Raw genomic sequence first — 17,691 nt, 5'->3', positions numbered from 1 at the left:
TCCCCTTTAAATTCTCATTATCGGATTCCAACCCCATTTCGACCTTTTTTCCTACCTTTGCACTCCGCTGGAGCGGACTAAGCTTTCCTAAAGAAATCAAACAAATCCATTGCCCGATGGCTACAAAAAAAATTCAATCTGCCCTTATCTCTGTCTATTATAAAGACAATCTCGAACCTATTATCGCTCTGTTGAAAAAACACGGGGTGAAGATCTATTCTACCGGGGGAACCCAGAATTTTATTGAGGAACAGGGAGCGCAAGTAATTCCTGTAGAAGAGCTGACCAGCTACCCTTCCATCTTCGGAGGCAGAGTGAAGACTCTTCACCCAAAGATTTTCGGCGGTATTCTTTATAGAAGAGACCATGAGGGAGATGTGGCCCAGGCTGGAGAGTATGATATTCCTGCGATTGATTTGGTGATCGTAGACCTGTATCCATTTGAAGAAACCGTGGCTTCCGGAGCTTCTGAAGCTGATATTATTGAGAAAATCGATATAGGAGGAATTTCGTTGATCCGTGCAGCGGCTAAGAACTTCAAAGATGTGACCATCATCGCCTCCAAAGATCAGTACATAGAACTGGAGCAAAAACTGTCCGAGCAGGATGGAGCTACCACACTTGCTGACCGTCGTTACTTTGCTGCTCAGGCATTCCAAGTGTCGTCCAATTACGACACGCATATCTTCAACTACTTCAATAGAGAAGAAAATATTCCGGCGCTGAAAGTTTCTGAAACCAAAGCTAAGGCACTTCGCTATGGAGAAAACCCGCACCAAAACGCCCATTTCTACGGAAATATGGATGATCTTTTTGATCAGTTGAACGGAAAAGAACTTTCCTACAACAACTTGGTAGATGTGGATGCCGCCGTGAATTTGATCGCAGAATTCAAAGGGGAAACAGCTTTTGCAATTCTAAAACATACCAATGCCTGCGGAGTAGCTCTGGCTTCTACAGTAAAAGAAGCTTATCAAAAAGCCTTCGACGCTGATACAACTTCTGCTTTCGGTGGGGTGCTGGTAACCAACCAAACTGTGGATAAGGATGCGGCTGAAGAAATGCATTCCTTATTTTTCGAGGTGCTGATTGCTCCTGATTTCACGGGAGAAGCTTTGGAAGTATTGAAAGGCAAGAAAAACAGAATTCTGCTTAAGCAAAAAATGGATCTTCCCGGCACCAAAATGATCAAGACCTTGCTGAACGGTGTGATCGAACAGGACAAAGATTTGGCCACTGAAACAAAAGCAGACTTTACTGTTGCCACTAAAAAGGCCCCAACTGAAGCTGAAAAGGATGCGCTGGTCTTCGCAGCAAAAATCTGTAAACACACCAAGTCAAACACCATCATCCTCTCTAACGAGAACCAGTTATTCTCTAGCGGTGTAGGTCAAACTTCCCGAGTGGATGCATTACTACAGGCAATCGAAAAGGCAAAGGCTTTTGGCTTTAACTTGAAAGGAGCTGTAATGGCATCAGACGCATTCTTCCCATTCCCTGACTGTGTGGAGATCGCCCACAAGGCTGGAATCACTGCTGTAGTACAGCCGGGAGGATCTATCAAAGATCAGTTGAGCGTGGATTATTGTGACGAAAACGGCATCGCCATGGTGATGACGGGTGTAAGACACTTTAAACATTAAGGAAGTAGCAAGAAGCTAGACATAAGTATCAAGATTCAGGACCTTCGGAATTTAAACCTTCGAAGGTCTTTTTTATTACATGTACAGCTACCATGCAGTAGAGATTTTCTTCACGAGCTATGCAAAATCATCTGAGTACATAAATGCTTTTGTATTTTACTCTCCGAAAGAGTTCGTTTCTTGAATAGCGTCTTACTAGGAACTTTAAAATATCGCAGCTTGTAATCCCTGTGTATCAGTACTGGAAATTACTTGTGAATATTTTATATGTATATCCGCTTTTCTGCCAGTAAAACAATAAAAGCATCATAGGATTCGGAAAACACTAGCGCTAAGGTCTCTTCCTTCTTCGGTCTCCTATCTTCCTTCCGGTAAAGCAATGAAAATATAGCTACTGGCATCATTGCGGATAATCATAATATTTTAATAACTTTTTAGAATTCGTAACATAAATTCGCTTAAATAACTGCGAATGCCTGAAACACAAAACATAGAATACAAAGCCAACTGGCGGGATGAATACCTTAAATGGATATGCGGTTTTGCCAATGCCAGTGGTGGAACTATTTTTATAGGAAAAGATGACAATGGAAATGTAGTAGGCCTTGAAAAGGCAAACAAGTTATTGGAAGACATCCCGAATAAAGTACGGGATGTTTTGGGCGTTTTGGCGGATGTGAACTTACACGAAACCAAGAATGGGAATTTCATCGAAATCGTTGTTGAAGCCTATCCCTATCCTGTAAATTACAAAGGACAATATCATTTCCGAAGTGGCAGTACTAAACAGGAATTGAAAGGTACAGCATTGGACAAATTTATGCTCCAAAAGAAAGGCAAAAAATGGGATGGTGTGCCTATCCCCAATGTTTCTGTAAAAGATTTGAAACAAGAAACGTTTGACTTTTCAAGAAAAGAGGCATCAGAAGCCAACGTCTTGCCCAAGATAGCCTTAAAGACAGCAACGAACAACTCGTTGAAAACCTACAACTCAAAGAAAACATATACCTAAAGCGGGCAGCACTTTTGGTATTTCATCCCAATCCAGAAAAATTTGTAACGGGTGCTTATATCAAAATCGGGTATTTTGAATCAGACAGTGATTTGCGGTTTCAAGATGAGGTACACGGCAATCTCTTTGAACAAATAGAAAAGACTATGGAAATACTATTTTCAAAGTATTTCAAGGCTTACATCAGTTATGACGGCATCCACCGTATCGAAACTTTTGAATACCCCCGGGAGGCCGTTAGAGAAGCTTTGTTAAATGCAATAGCTCATAAAGATTATTCAGGTGGTGTTCCCATCCAAATCAGCGTTTACAAAGACAAACTAATGATTTGGAATGAAGGTCAATTACCGGAAGATTGGACTATTGAAACCCTTTTGGAAAAACACTCATCCAAACCCTACAACCCGGATATTGCCACAGCCCTATTCCGAAGCGGCTACATTGAATCTTGGGGACGTGGAATTTCAAAAATGACCGAACAATGTTTGGAAATGGACTTGCCGGAACCATCTTTTTATTACAGGAGTTCGGGATTTTGGGTGGAGTTTAAGAAGGATATCTATAATCAACAATATTTGGAGGCATTAGACTTAAACGAACGACAATTAAATGCTCTTTTACTTTTTAAAGTAAAAGGAGAAATTGTTAATTCTGAATATGTGGCTCAATATAATATAACTGATAAAACGGCAAGAAGAGATTTATTAGATTTGGTTGAAAAAAAGCTACTTATTAAAAAGGGTGAGAAAAAATCAACGATGTATGTTTTCCCCCGATAAATGTCCGATAAACCCATAATATGTCCGATAAATGTCCGATAAATCAAAGCATATAAAAATTTTAATCGAAATGGTGAAGTTAGAGCGGAAACAAACGTATCCACCCGAGCAAATCCATATTTTATTGATCTAGATCCCATGGTAGGTTTGCATCGAAAACCAATATCTGTATCCGTATGATTGCACCTACCGGAATTATCGGTTCTTGCCTAAAAATCTGCCCATGACAGTCGTTGTGCCAGGACCCGGCTCTTTGCCGCGGCGGAGGGAATTGCCAAATTTGAACCTCTAGCGTAATTTTTGCAATTATTGAGATCAGCTGGACTTATAAACTAAATGAAATAAATGCTGAAATATTCATCGATCCAATTCGTAATTGAAAATTCCTGAAAAGTCAGTGCATTTTAAATAAATACATCTTTTCCATTCCCTTTCATTTCCCCATCCGAATCCCCTATTTTGCAGCCTGAATCAATTTCGGGCTTTTTCCGTTCTTGCTTCTTGATACTTGAATCTTGATTCTATAAATGAAATCGCATAATCTTAAACTTTACAATACGCTTTCCCGCAGGAAAGAAGAGTTTCAACCCATAAATCCGCCTTTCGTAGGCATGTATGTCTGTGGACCGACAGTCTATGGAGATGCCCATCTGGGCCATGCACGCCCAGCCATCACTTTTGACACGGTAAACCGTTACCTGACGCACTTGGGTTTCAGGGTTCGCTATGTAAGAAATATCACCGATGTGGGACACCTGCAGGGAGATGCCGATGAAGGAGAAGATAAAATCGCAAAAAAAGCCAAGCTAGAGCAGCTGGAACCTATGGAAGTTGCCCAGCAATATACGGACAGCTACCATAGAGATATGGCACTCTTGAATACCTGGAAACCGAGCATAGAACCACGTGCCACCGGCCATATTCCTGAGCAGATTGCCTTGGTGGAAGCCATTCTGAAAGAGGGATTGGCCTATGAAATCAATGGTTCGGTCTATTTTGATGTGTTGAAATACAACGAAACCAGCCAGTATGGCAAGCTTTCGGGCCGTGATCTGGAAAATCTAATGAGCGGAAGCCGCACATTGGATGGACAGGATGAAAAGCGAAATCCGGTAGATTTTGCGCTTTGGAAAAATGCTTCACCGGAGCATTTGATGAAATGGGATTCCCCTTGGGGAGTTGGGTTTCCGGGTTGGCATTTGGAATGTACAGCTATGAGTTCCAAGTACCTCGGCAAGCAATTTGACATACACGGCGGTGGAATGGATCTACTTTTCCCCCATCACGAATGTGAAATCGCACAGGGAAACGCCTGCAATCATCAGGACCCTGCCAAGTACTGGATGCACAATAATATGATCACCATCAACGGACAGAAGATGGGTAAGTCGCTGGGTAACTTCATCAACTTGCAGGAGCTTTTCACGGGAGACCATAAACTTCTGGATCAGGCCTATAGTCCGATGACGATCCGTTACTTCATCCTAACGGCACATTACCGCTCTACGCTGGACTTCTCCAATGAAGCGCTTCAAGCGGCACAGAAAGGGTATAAAAAACTGATCAATGGGCTGAGAATTTCCAAGTTGCTGAAGTTCGAGGCAGGCGAGGCAGCTCAAGACGAAGAGCAAATCAAGCAAGTGGAGCAAATCATCGCCAATGCTTATCGGGCAATGGACGATGACTTCAACACTGCTCAAGCTATAGGGCATGTGTTTAACTTGCTGAAGAAAATCAACTCCATGTACACGGGCCAATTAAACCCTGCTGTTTTCGGTGAGACCGTTTTCAATAAATTAATCGAGGCCTTCGGCACTTTCGTTTCTGATATCTTGGGATTGATAGAAGAAAAGTCAGATACTCAAAACGAGATGCTGGATTTACTACTGCAATTGTATGCTGAGGCAAAAACAGCCCGGGACTATGCCAAAGTGGATGACATCAGAGCGGGGTTGAAGGCAATGGGATTTGTAGTGAAAGACATGAAAGATAAAATTGACTGGGCATATGAAGAATAGAATATGGCTTATTGCGCTGTTGGCATTGGTTTGGGCGTGTGGAGGTTCAGAAAACTCTACCGATACACAGGTTGAAAAGAAACCTGTAAAGCCCTACCCTACTTTCAACCCCGATTCAGCTTATGCTTTTGTGCAGAAGCAGGTAGATTTTGGTCCCCGAGTACCGGAAACGGAAGCACATAAAGCAACCAAAAACTGGCTTTTGGCTAAGTTTGAAGGGTACGGATTTGCAGTGGAAACACAGGATTTCGAAGCTAAAACCTATGATGGCCTTACTTGGAATTTGAGTAATATTATTGCTTCCTACAATCCTCAAGCCACCAAAAGAATACTGCTGGCAGCTCACTGGGATACCCGAAGAATTGCTGACAAAGACACTGAACGAATAGATGAGCCTATCGATGGGGCCAATGACGGTGCCAGCGGGGTTGGTGTGTTGCTGGAAATCGCCCGTGTAATCGGTTCTCAGGAGCTAAAACCTGATGTAGGGATTGACATCATTCTATTTGACGGTGAAGATGATGGAGAACCTGAAACAGCCACTTCCCGTGACAACAGTCAAATCTGGTGGTGCCTGGGTTCTCAGCATTGGTCCAAAAACAAGCATAAGCCAAACTATTCTGCCTATTATGGCATATTGGTAGATCTGGTCGGAGCCAAAGGAGCACGATTCTACAGAGAGGGATATTCCCGTCAATATGCCTCGGGGATTCTCAAAAAAGTCTGGGATAATGCCGCCCAAATCGGTCAGGGAGACTTCTTCATCTATAAAGATGCTCCTGAGATTATGGATGATCATGCCTTTGTAAATGAATATGCAAAGATCCCGATGATAGATATCATTGAGTTTTCTCCTGATTTTGGTTTTTCCCAGTATCATCACAAGCACAGTGACAATATGGACATTATTGACCGCAGAACCTTACAGGCTGTGGGAGAAACTGTTCTATTTACTGTTTACCAAGAGTAAAAAGCTTATCTTTCCAGCTTAGAATCGTCCAAAACGGACTGATTTGAAGTGGATTGTTAAATGATTTTGCCCCATGAAAAAAGGTCATCAGGTTACGATGAAAGAAATCGCCAAGAAGTTGGGCGTTTCTGTATCGACCATATCCCGAGCACTGAAAGATTCTCCTGAACTGCATCCCGACACTAAGAAGCGGATAGTGGAAATGGCAAAAGAGATGAATTACCAGCCTAACCTCCTGGCTCAAAGTCTTAGAATAAGCCGTACAAATACGCTGGGAGTAATCGTCCCTGAAATCACTTCGCATTTCTTTGCTTCCTGTATTTCCGGAATCCAAGATCATGCAAACAAGCGTGGATACAATGTGATGATTTGCCAATCCAACGAAACGCTGGAACTGGAAAAAGCCAATATCAGAACGTTGGTCGCCTCCCAAGTGGACGGCCTGCTTATCTCTTTGAGCCGTGAGACAAACCGGTACGATCATCTGCTGGATCTATATAACAGAGAAATTCCATTTTTGCTTTTTGACAGAGTAAATGAAGACATACCTGTCTCCAGAGTCACATTCAATGATGAAGGTGGAGCCTATCAGGTCACCAAGCATTTATTGGAAACAGGCTGCAAGCGCGTCATGTATGTATCAGGCCCTGAAGACCTGTACATCAGCAAGAAACGTAAAGAAGGCTATCTCCACGCGCTAAATGAGTTTGGGATTACCCCGGATCCAGCCTTGGTGAAAATCTCTGACCTCACAGAGGAAGGTAACGTGAAAATAGCACATGAAATAGCAGCAATGAGCGATCGCCCTGACGGAGTATTCTGCATGATAGACCCGATAGCACTTGACTTGATGTCTGTATGGAAACCAATGGGAATCAAGATTCCTTCAGACATGGCTCTTGCGGGATTTACAAATAATCCCACATCCGCGGTGGTAGAGCCACCACTGACAACTGTGGCTCAACCAGGCTATGAAATGGGAAAATTGGCTGTGACTCATCTGCTTGATCAACTGGAAGGACAAGCCTCGGATGATCCTATTACTATTGTATTGGAGACGACACTTGTCCCACGACAATCAACAAAAGCCCTTATTTAAGTAGATGAAATCGAGCCTGCCTGCGGTAGGCAGGCCTGCCTGAGGCTGTCTCATAACTCATAATTGTCACATTGAGCGAAGTCGAAATGGGCTTAATTACCACATAAAAGGCTTCGACTTCGCTCAGCCTGACAAGAAAACATGATTATGAGACAGCCTCACACGCTGGGATGATTATTTGCCACGACCTACCTGCCCTGACTCATCAGGGTGACCTTTAAAAAATAAATAAACACATGAAAGATAAAATTGCCCAAACCTTCCGTAAGCTTTTTGCCCGTGAACCTATTGTGGCCTTCGCTCCCGGAAGAATAAATTTAATCGGTGAGCACACAGACTATCAGGAAGGTTTAGTTTTTCCTGCCGCGGTAAAACAGGGAATATGGGTAGCAATTCAAAAAAACGAACTTCCTTCCTGTAGGCTCTATTCAGAGGATTTTAAGGAAGAGTTTGTTTTTGACATCAACTCATTTTCTCCCAAGAAAGGACACTGGGCAAACTACACTATGGGTGTGGTATCTCAGCTTCAACAAGCCGGTTATAAACTGGAGGGATTTGATCTGGTATTTGGAGGAAACATCCCTGCTTCAGGACTATCTTCTTCTGCTGCACTTTCTGTGGCAATCGGCACTGCACTCACCGAATTATTCAAACTTACCATCACCAAAAAATCAATTGTTCTCTATGCACAAAAGGCAGAACATCTGTTTGCCGGAGTAAAATGTGGCATCATGGATCCCTATGCTTCCGCTTTTGGGGTAAAAGACCGTGCGTTGCTGCTGGATTGCCGTAGCAATACACACTTTGAGGTTGAGGTTGATTTTGGTGATCACTCGCTCATACTTATTAATTCCAAAGTAAAACATAACCTTGCTGACTCAGCCTATAATAAGAGACGGGAAGCTTGCGAAGCAAGTGTGAAGATTCTTCAGGCTACTTATCCTGATGCCACCACACTCAGAGATATCCCTGTAAAAGACCTTGATAAGGTAGAGCAGATCTTATCTGCTGAACTTTACCCAAAGGCAAAACATGTCATTACTGAGATAGACCGGGTGAATTTGGCTTCAAATGCACTTCATGCAGGAGACTTAGCCGCTTTTGGAAATTTAATGAAAGCATCTCATCGAAGCCTGAGTATAGATTTCGAAGTAAGCTGCCCTGAGCTTGATTTTCTTGCCGAGCAATCATGGAAACTACCTGGAGTCATTGGATCCAGAATGATGGGCGGGGGATTTGGAGGTTGTACGATCAATTTGGTTTCCAATGAGCAGCTGGAAAATTTCCAATCAGTGATGTATTCTTCTTATAAGCAAGCCTTTAAAATAGAAGCCGATTTCATCCCCGTGGCGCTTTCCGAAGGTGCAGGAATACTGGAATAATTCCCTAATTGCAGTCTCTATTGTTTCAAAAAGACATTTTATACAATTTTTATCAAAAAAATCCCCAATTTGTGGGCGAAACTTTTATCCGAGTTTATTAACAATTTTCCCGAAAAATTTAAAACCTATGAATTTCCTAAAAAACCTAAGAAACCTACTGCTGCTTGGACTGATGGCGAGTGTGGTTTTCTGGAGCTGTAATTCCCGCTCCGGAAAACCAAAAGTGCTTGTATTCAGTAAAACAGCAGGATTTTATCATGAATCCATTCCGAAAGGAATAGAAGCAATAAAAAAACTGGGATCAGAAAATGACTTTGAGGTGGACACCACCACTCAAAGCACCAGTTTCAACGAAAAAAACTTATCCCAGTACGCAGCGGTCATTTTCCTCAGCACTACAGGAGATGTGCTGGATCATGTACAGGAAGCAGAATTTGAGCGCTACATCCAAGCTGGAGGCGGCTTTGTAGGAATCCACGCAGCGGCAGATACTGAATATCATTGGGGTTGGTACAATCGCTTAGTTGGCGGATATTTCAGCGATCATCCGGGCATCCAGGATCCTCATCCGAATGTGCAGGCTGGTAAAATAACTGTAGTGGATGCCAACAATAAAGCTACATCCTTCCTCCCGAGTTCCTGGGAAAGAACAGACGAGTGGTATTCCTATCAGAAAATGAATCCTAAGGTAAACGTTCTCTTGAATTTGGATGAGGACTCTTACCAAGGGGGATTGGATATGGGCGAGCACCCAATCGCTTGGTATCATGACTATGATGGAGGCCGTGCTTTCTACACAGGCGGTGGTCATACCAACGAATCATTTACAGAAGAACTTTTTTTGAAACACCTCTTGGCGGGAATCGAATACGCAATAGGCGGAAATAAAAAATTGGATTTCTCTAAAGCCAAGAGTAAAAAAGTACCTGAAGAAAACAGATTTGAGAAGACGATGTTGACCGTAGGCGAATTCACGGAACCAACGGAGTTGACTGTTTTGCCCAATTTGGATGTTCTCGTAGCACAGAGAAGAGGAGAAATCCTGCGCTACAATAGCCAAACAAAAGAGATCTCCGAAGTAGCTAAGCTGGATGTGTATTGGAAAACATCCGTCCAAGGGGTAAATGCTGAAGAAGGTGTCTTAGGCCTTCAAAAAGACCCTAATTACGCTACAAACAACTGGGTGTATGTATTTTACTCACCTACAGCTAAGGAAGTCAACCGCCTCTCCAGATTCAAATATAAAGAGGGAGTCTGGGACATGGGTTCTGAGCAGATCATTTTGGAACTCTACTCCCAAAGAGAAATATGCTGCCACACCGGAGGATCAATCGCCTTCGGAGCGGACGGAAATTTATTTCTGTCTACAGGAGATAATTCCACTCCATTCAATCAGCCTAATACAAAATACGTCACCAGCGGCTATGCGCCATTGGATGCAAGGGAGGGAAACAAGCAGTTTGATGCCAGAAGAAGCTCAGGCGATGCAAATGACCTACGGGGCAAAATTCTCAGAATCAAGGTAAAAGAAGACGGAACGTATGAAATTCCTGCGGGGAACTTATACGCTGCAGGAACAGAAGGCACCAAACCTGAAATATATACACAAGGACTTAGAAACCCCTATAGAATATCCGTAGATCAGAAAACCGGTTTCTTGTATTGGGGCGAAGTAGGACCTGATGCCAATGGTGATAGCACCGAGACCCGGGGGCCAAAGGGATACGATGAAATAAATCAGGCACGTGAAGCAGGCAACTTTGGCTGGCCTTATGTGATTGCCGATAACTATCCTTACCGTGAGTACGATTATTCCAATGGTACATCGGGAGAACTTTATGACATTAACGGTCCTAAAAACACCTCCCCGTACAACACAGGAATTGAGGTATTGCCCCCTACTCAACCGGCATTCATCTGGTATCCTTACGGAGAATCTGAAGAATTCCCTACTTTGGGCACCGGTGGGAGAAATGCGATGGTTGGTCCCATCTATTATTCTGATATGTACACGGGTGACAGTAAATTGCCTGACTATTTTGACGGAAAATTGATCATCTATGACTGGGTAAGAGGCTGGATCAAACTTGTCACCATGACTGAATCCGGTGATTATGACAAGATGGATCCATTTATGCCAAATACCAAGTTCAATGCACTCATCGATATGGAGATGGGCCCTGACGGACATATATATGGGTTGGAGTATGGAAATGGCTGGTTCTCCAAAAATGCAGATTCCGGTCTATTCCGTATAGATTACAATGGTGGAAACAGAGCGCCGGTTGTTAGCAAAATAAAGGTAGACAAGACCTCAGGTTCTAATCCGTTGACAGCCACATTCACTGCTGAAGCATCAGATCCTGAAGGTGATCCTATATCCTATACTTGGGATCTGGGTAACGGAGAATCCAAAACTACCGAGGAGCCTACGCTTACGCACACATTTACTACCGTGGGAGAATATGCTGTCACCGTGACTGCAACTGATCCTGCCGGGCTTAAAGGCAAAGGAATACCTGTTACCGTCTACTCCGGTAATATCGCCCCTGAAGTCAGCATTGCAATAGAAGGTAATAAAGCATTCTATTTCCCGGGCAAGCAAGTCGCTTATCAAGTCACTGTGACCGATGAGGATCATCCCGATGCTGCAAATGATGCAGGCAACCTATTCGTGAGTGCGGATTACTTGGAAGGATTCGATCAGGCAGAAGCTAATCAAGGGCATAAAATCATGACAGATGCCATGGTGGGTAAATCGCTGGTCTCTTCTTTGACCTGTAAGACTTGTCACAAAGAAGCTGAAGCTTCCATAGGCCCCGATTATACGAGTGTAGCTAAAAAATACACTGAAAAGGATATAGATTACCTCAAAAACAAAATCAGAAATGGTGGAGGTGGAGTTTGGGGAGAAACAGTTATGCCTGCCAACCCCGATTTGCCGGAATCTGAATTGAATGCGTTGATCAGTTACATTCTTTCCCTTGATCAGGTCACGCAAGAAACCTTGCCTGGCTCAGGTTCGGTAAATTCAACCTTAGGCAAGACCGCCACGCCAACAGGAGTGCTGGTGATCAGTGCTTCCTACACGGATAAGGGCGGAGATGGCATCAAGCCACTAACAGGCTCTTCTTCCTACATACTTTCCAGCAATACTATTGATCCTGGGACTGCTGTAGAACTTACAGGAGGATATAGCAAAATGACTTACGGCGGTATGAACTTATTAACAGTTCCTTCGGACCCTGCTTCATTTGCAATCTCTAGGGTAGATCTAACAAATATTGCTTCAGTGACATTGAATACCGCTGCTATTGCCAAGCTAACAGATGGTTTTCTATTTGAACTAAGACTGGACAGTCCTGAAGGACAAGTAGTGGGAAGCAAGGAATACAATCAAAGCCCTATGACCGGACCGGCCGGCGCCCCTGCGTTTGACCCGGTAACCATCCCTGTGACAGGGCAAGCAGATGGCAAGGTTCATAAGTTGTATATCACTACCAAAACACTTACCGGTGGAGAAGCAGGCATGTTTATCCTTGCCGGATTGACGTTTAACGCTAAGTAATACCTACTTGATAAATCAGAAAATCCAACCCCGATACCGGGGTTGGATTTTTTTATTCTCAGGAAGTTTGACTTCTTTTCTTATACATGGGAAAATTATGATTACATGCCGACGGAAGGTTTTTGCAAGGTTTACTGAAGTGAAATTTGTCTACACCGCTAAGAAAGGTGGAAGCCGGCAGAAAAATCAATCAGTTGATCCTCTGCAGAATCCCCAAAAAATCAGATCTACGATCAACGTTCCATTATTTTTTCTTTAAATGATCAAACCGGAAGTATGTTCTGTAGCAATCAAATTAAAGTTTTCGTAGTACATTTGTATTCAAAACTATTTTACACATGAGAAATTTTCCGCGGGTACTTTTACTAGGTATTATAGGAACCATATTACTTGGCTCATGCCAAGGAGACAAAGAACCACAACTTAAAAACACCTCCCCTATCATTGGTTATTGGAAGGAAATTATAGATGTGGAAGAAGGTGTACAGATCTACAACACCTATGCATTTTTGGAAGATGGCAGCTACAATAGATCAATAGCCTATATCAACTCAAATACAAATTCTTTATTGGGTTACTCCGGCAAATCAGACGGAACATTTACGTTGGTGAATGATCAGCTATCAACTCAAACTACGGTAGTTTATAACGTACCTGAGTCAGCTGAAGCTCCTTATGTCTCTCACGATCAACTGGTACAGGTTTCTGAAAACTACGCCAGTTCAGTAACTGTTGCTTTCAGTGAAAATCAGAATGAAATGACATGGATTCACCCTCCGTGTGGAGAACCTCAAAATTGCATCGAATCACAGGTGTTTGATAGATATGTCCCTCTTTAACTAAATCTGATTCACTGGATACCTATTGATTCTAAAGAGTAACTCCGATTTGCCGGTTTGAACATTATGGCCGGCAAATCGGAGTTTTTCATTATATATACCCAGCTTATCCATACTCAGACATTACACGGAGCATTTTCCGGCTGCCAGATTACCACTTGATTCTTAAGGTCATCAAATGTATATTCCCCTTCTATCGGATTCCCTGAGCAATCACGCAATACCAAAGCCCAAAGACTAGCCGGATTACAGCTACCCCAGAAAAAAACTCTTTCCCCTTTATAGTTGGCCTGCTTGATGTAAGAATATTCCGCGTCGCTGTGATTTGCTGATTCTTCAGCCCATTGTCTTAGCCAAGCTATATTTTCTATGGGATCTCTGACTCCACAAGCTATAGAGGGATCATGGTTAACATCACAGGCAAAGCTGAATGACAAACAGAACAAAAGAAGGTAGAATGACTTTCTCATAAAACAAGTCCGGTTAGCTAATGAACAATATGGTCAATAACAATACGGGAACTAGTCTCTATCCGCTACAGCAGAGCTAAACTGAGCAATATTCAGATTAGCTCAAAGCAACAAACTGACTTTATGAAGATTATTTGAGAGGGGAAAAAGGCAGTGTCCTAAAAAAAACGGCATCCACCCTTTCTACTATCTTACCATCTTCCTCTGATGCATTACGGGCCTTTATCCAGGCAGGATCCTTGACAAAGTTCTGAAAATCCCTTTCGAAAGAGGCTTGATCCTTATCGCCCAAAAGATAAATCAGCTTAGGCTGGCTTCCATCCTTCTCAACAGTTACCCAGTAGGGGTAATTTCGTAATCCCTGTTTTTCGAAAAGATCCTGTGTATGATCTTTGAAGCGTGTGATTAGATTATCCAATCTGCCATCTACACAAGTATAGGTTCTCAATTGAAATATCCCGCTTTTCTGAGGTTTCGGTGTATCATTGAGCCCTTTTGCCAACTTCATAAAAGTCTGATCCACACTTTTCACCAAGCCGCCATTCACTTCGGATTCCTTCTTTGCTTTCGTCCATTCGGGGTCATTGACAAATTTATCCCACATACGATCACGTGCTTTCTCGTTAGGATAGCCCAGTATATAGGTCAGAGAATTGTCTGTATTGTCGGCAGGAATGAAATAGGCAATATTTTCCATCCCGTTTTTTTCGAAAAGCGCCAGCGTATGATTTTCAAATCGCTTGATCAAATCCGGTAGCTTACCTTCATTGGCATAGTACTTCCGTATTTCAAAATAGGTAGAATTGCTTCCATTCAGTTGTTGCGAAAAACCTGCGAAGGCAAAGAGTGAGGCAAACATAGTCAGCATTAATTTTTTCATGGTTATTGGGTTTGATAGGTGTAGGTATTGACTATTTTCAATGAAGCCGTTACTTCCAATTCCTCTGCTTGCACGGCTGTAAGCTATGTTTCCAATACCCTGCAGAAAGAAGCGGTAAGACCTTCTTCTAACTTGAGGTGTATAGTATTTAAAAGCAGATTTTCATAGTTAGGTAACATATTAGCGAAAAGCACACCAATTCTATTCTTTTTTTAGTCACAGCTAGCCTTTCTTTGTCCATGCCTTCCAAAGCGCAGGACTAAGCACCAGTGCCACAATCAAAAGACCGAAAGTCTCGCGTGCTTCTTCCATCTGCGGTGTCTTCATTGTAAGATCGCGCTGCTCCAGCTCCTGCGAGACCCAACCGCCGATTTCTCCAGGATAAAAGTACACAGCTCCTAAAAGGCAGGCCACCACCACTACCGTAAGTGGAATTTTCGGAAAAATCCCGCGGGTTCCCATGATACAAAACAACATGGCCACGCCATAAATACTTACCCAGACCTCAGGATCAGGATCGTTGAATTGCCAATAAGCAAAAAGCGCAAAGATGAAAATCCATAGTCCGAAAAAGATTCTGTTAAATTTCATACTATTTCAGGGTTTGATCAAAACTACGGTAAAACAACCGATTATATTTTATTTGACAGAATAACATATGCACTAAAATACTTCTATTAAATTTGGCGGCAATATCCCTACCCTCTTATTTACATGATCACACTCACTCAAAGTAAATCAACAGCCGATTTACAGGGAATCATCGATCTTCAAAAAGCTAACTTGAGCACGCAGATTTCTGTTGATGAAAAAGAATCACAAGGTTTTGTATTCGTCAGGCATTCATTGGAAGATCTCGGAAAACTGAATGCTATCGAAGCACACGTCATTGCACTCGATGGAAATCATATTGCAGCATATATATTGGCGATGACCAAGGCTTCCAAAGCAGATATCCCACAACTTGTGCCCATGTTTCGCCAATTCGACAAGATCGAATATATGGGCAAAAAAGTAAGTGGGTACAACTACATCGCGGTAGGTCAGGTCTGTGTCGGAAAAACCTATCGGGGCGAGGGACTTTTTGATAAGTGCTATGCGAAATACAAGGAAGCATTTGAAGGAAAATATGATTTCGCAATCACAGAGATTTCCACTTCGAATCTCCGGTCGATCCGAGCTCACCGTCGCATAGGCTTTGATGTGATCCACACTTTTCATGATGGTGTGGAAGAGTGGAATATTGTGATCTGGGATTGGAGGAAGCAGAGCTAAACCCGCATCATGCATTAGCATTTCTATTGCGACCAATAATTGCTTCAAAATCAGTCACTGCGTTGCAGTTTTCGACTTCACCATAGCGGTGCTATGCCTCAGTCTCCAAACAGCCTGATTTTATTGCAATTAATGGTCTCTTAACGAAACCTAATACAAAATCCGGGTTAAAAAACATAAAGGGAAACCCTCTTGCGAACGTTTCCCTTTCTCTTACTGATGACCTTGGTCAGCAATAAGAGCCAAGCTACTGTTTAAAGACTTTTCATCCAGTTACCCGGACTCTTAATAATGGTTTTCAAAATCCGTTCTTCTCCACCCTGGGGTTTTGAAGATTTCAATCAACACTTCTGTGGTATTCCATTTCAGTCAAACTCCCGAAGAACCTTGACCATTCGTATTTCAATTACGGGCTTTTTAACCTTATCCGGGATCGTACTCCCGGCCTTTTTATCTCTCACTTGGTCTATTAAATATCTCCCTTATTTCAACCAATCGCAATATTTCTGGCCTCTATTTCCCCACCATCTTTCCACCAAATTTTATTCTAAATCAACAGACTTATCAACCTTAAATTCATGGTTATCAACTTTTTAATAACAAATTGAGGCAAATCTATAAAAACTAAAAAGCACTCCGTTTTACCCAACTCTGATCCGCATCAAATAGGCATCTGCCGTCATATACAAATAGGTCTCCTCACTATCAAACGTACAATTTGACGTTCCCTGACCGGTACGTATTGTCCCAAGATGCTTGCCTTCGGAGCTGATCACCCAAATCCCCCCGGGGCCTGACGCAAACAGCGTTCCCGAACTGTGGACAGTCAAGCCATCAGGCAAGCCAGGGTTCTCTTTACCTACTTGTACAGTAGCGTCCAATAAAATCCTACCTCCCACCACATCTCCTTTCTCATCCAAATCAAAGGCATAATACCTGGCCTTTTTAGCATCAGACTGAGCTATATAAAGCGTTTTTTGATCCGGGCTTAATCCTATTCCATTTGGCCGGCTCAGACTATCCACCAACAGATTCAAGCTTCCATCCACATCCAACCGATATACGCCTTGAAAATCCAACTCTTTTGGATTCCAATCATCCAAACCATAGGGAGGATCCGTGAAAAACAACTGACCTGATTTATTATAAACCAGATCATTTGGACTGTTAAATCTTTTGCCCTTATAATCTGACACCAATACGGTAAAATCAGACTGAGGAGCAGAGAGCGGAGAATTCATTTTTGCGATTCTTCTTTCACCATGCTGACAAAGAATCAAATTCCCATCTCCGTCCAATGCCAAGCCGTTTGCCCCGGGCTCTTTCTTATTTGTTTCAGTTCCCAAATACCCCGAAGGCTCCAGGAATAAACTCAAACTATCCTTCTCGGTCCATTTCCATACTTTATTGGTAGGCACATCCGAGAACAGTACTGCATTCTGGTCAGCAAGCCAAAGTGGCCCCTCCGACCATTCAAACCCCGAAGCCAAAATCTCTATTTCCGTCCCTTCAGGAATTAATGCGTTCAGCTCAGAATGCAATAGTTCTACAGAACCTGTAGTCTTGTAAGGTGTCAATACCTCAACATCTGCCGATCCCTTGGGGCTGGTACAAGCTAAAGCGATTGCCAAGCAAATCAAGCTTATTGAATTTTTCATGTGTTTATATTTTGATTTTTAATGGTCAGATAGCCTGTCCCGATCCGCCGCGGCGGATCGGGAGAATCTCGCATGGCTGATAATCATCCCCCAGTGTG

Annotated in this window: 14 protein-coding genes; 10 read left to right on the top strand and 4 right to left on the bottom strand. The window is 42.8% G+C overall.

Features of this window, described 5'->3' with window-relative positions; translation table 11 throughout:
* Positions 1-116: 116 nt before the first annotated feature.
* The 9 genes from purH (at position 117) to J2X69_RS00380 (ending at position 13,310) form a co-directional block, all read left to right on the top strand.
* The gene (purH, locus tag J2X69_RS00420; RefSeq protein WP_310096721.1) at positions 117-1,643 is read left to right on the top strand and encodes a bifunctional phosphoribosylaminoimidazolecarboxamide formyltransferase/IMP cyclohydrolase; all 1,527 of its coding nucleotides are present in this window, start codon (positions 117-119) and stop codon (positions 1,641-1,643) included.
* Positions 1,644-2,115: 472 nt separating this feature from the next.
* Positions 2,116-2,655 carry an ATP-binding protein gene (locus J2X69_RS00415; protein WP_310096719.1) on the top strand — a complete coding sequence of 180 codons (540 nt, stop codon included), beginning with the start codon at positions 2,116-2,118 and terminating at the stop codon, positions 2,653-2,655.
* Between the two features lie 14 nt (positions 2,656-2,669).
* Entirely contained in the window at positions 2,670-3,434 is a 765-nt protein-coding gene (locus J2X69_RS00410; protein ID WP_310096717.1) for an ATP-binding protein, read from the top strand.
* Between the two features lie 527 nt (positions 3,435-3,961).
* Positions 3,962-5,452, top strand: a complete 1,491-nt coding sequence (cysS, locus tag J2X69_RS00405) for a cysteine--tRNA ligase (RefSeq protein ID WP_310096715.1) — start codon at positions 3,962-3,964, stop codon at positions 5,450-5,452.
* Positions 5,442-6,422 carry a M28 family peptidase gene (locus tag J2X69_RS00400; RefSeq protein WP_310096713.1) on the top strand — a complete coding sequence of 327 codons (981 nt, stop codon included), beginning with the start codon at positions 5,442-5,444 and terminating at the stop codon, positions 6,420-6,422. Before cysS ends, J2X69_RS00400 begins: the two co-directional genes overlap by 11 nt.
* A 73-nt stretch (positions 6,423-6,495) precedes the next feature.
* Complete coding sequence (locus J2X69_RS00395) at positions 6,496-7,521, top strand: LacI family DNA-binding transcriptional regulator (protein ID WP_310096710.1); 1,026 nt, start codon at positions 6,496-6,498, stop codon at positions 7,519-7,521.
* A 236-nt stretch (positions 7,522-7,757) separates the two neighbouring features.
* Positions 7,758-8,903 carry a galactokinase gene (galK, locus tag J2X69_RS00390; protein WP_310096708.1) on the top strand — a complete coding sequence of 382 codons (1,146 nt, stop codon included), beginning with the start codon at positions 7,758-7,760 and terminating at the stop codon, positions 8,901-8,903.
* Positions 8,904-9,030: 127 nt separating this feature from the next.
* Complete coding sequence (locus J2X69_RS00385) at positions 9,031-12,471, top strand: ThuA domain-containing protein (RefSeq protein ID WP_310096706.1); 3,441 nt, start codon at positions 9,031-9,033, stop codon at positions 12,469-12,471.
* A 338-nt stretch (positions 12,472-12,809) separates the two neighbouring features.
* Positions 12,810-13,310, top strand: a complete 501-nt coding sequence (locus J2X69_RS00380) for a hypothetical protein (RefSeq protein WP_310096704.1) — start codon at positions 12,810-12,812, stop codon at positions 13,308-13,310.
* Between the two features lie 116 nt (positions 13,311-13,426).
* Here J2X69_RS00380 and J2X69_RS00375 read toward each other — a convergent pair whose 3' ends face one another.
* From J2X69_RS00375 to J2X69_RS00365, 3 genes are all read right to left on the bottom strand, one after another.
* Positions 13,427-13,780 carry a hypothetical protein gene (locus tag J2X69_RS00375; RefSeq protein WP_310096702.1) on the bottom strand — a complete coding sequence of 118 codons (354 nt, stop codon included), beginning with the start codon at positions 13,778-13,780 and terminating at the stop codon, positions 13,427-13,429.
* A gap of 130 nt (positions 13,781-13,910) precedes the next feature.
* Positions 13,911-14,660 (bottom strand): NIPSNAP family protein, encoded by a 750-nt coding sequence (locus J2X69_RS00370; RefSeq protein WP_310096700.1) that lies wholly within the window; start codon positions 14,658-14,660, stop codon positions 13,911-13,913.
* 222 nt (positions 14,661-14,882) lie between these two features.
* Positions 14,883-15,251, bottom strand: a complete 369-nt coding sequence (locus J2X69_RS00365) for a transmembrane 220 family protein (protein WP_310096697.1) — start codon at positions 15,249-15,251, stop codon at positions 14,883-14,885.
* 123 nt (positions 15,252-15,374) lie between these two features.
* On the opposite strand from J2X69_RS00365, the gene J2X69_RS00360 reads away from it, so the two are divergent.
* On the top strand, positions 15,375-15,935 hold the full coding sequence (locus J2X69_RS00360; RefSeq protein ID WP_310096696.1) for a GNAT family N-acetyltransferase: 561 nt from the start codon (positions 15,375-15,377) through the stop codon (positions 15,933-15,935).
* Between the two features lie 641 nt (positions 15,936-16,576).
* Here the strand turns inward: J2X69_RS00360 and J2X69_RS00355 are convergent.
* On the bottom strand, positions 16,577-17,593 hold the full coding sequence (locus J2X69_RS00355) for an SMP-30/gluconolactonase/LRE family protein (protein WP_310096695.1): 1,017 nt from the start codon (positions 17,591-17,593) through the stop codon (positions 16,577-16,579).
* Positions 17,594-17,691 lie beyond the last annotated feature (98 nt).

This window comes from Algoriphagus sp. 4150 (assembly GCF_031457395.1).
Taxonomy (GTDB): domain Bacteria; phylum Bacteroidota; class Bacteroidia; order Cytophagales; family Cyclobacteriaceae; genus Algoriphagus.
Note: the sequence above shows the minus strand (reverse complement) of the source record. Positions and strands in the feature narration are given on the sequence as shown.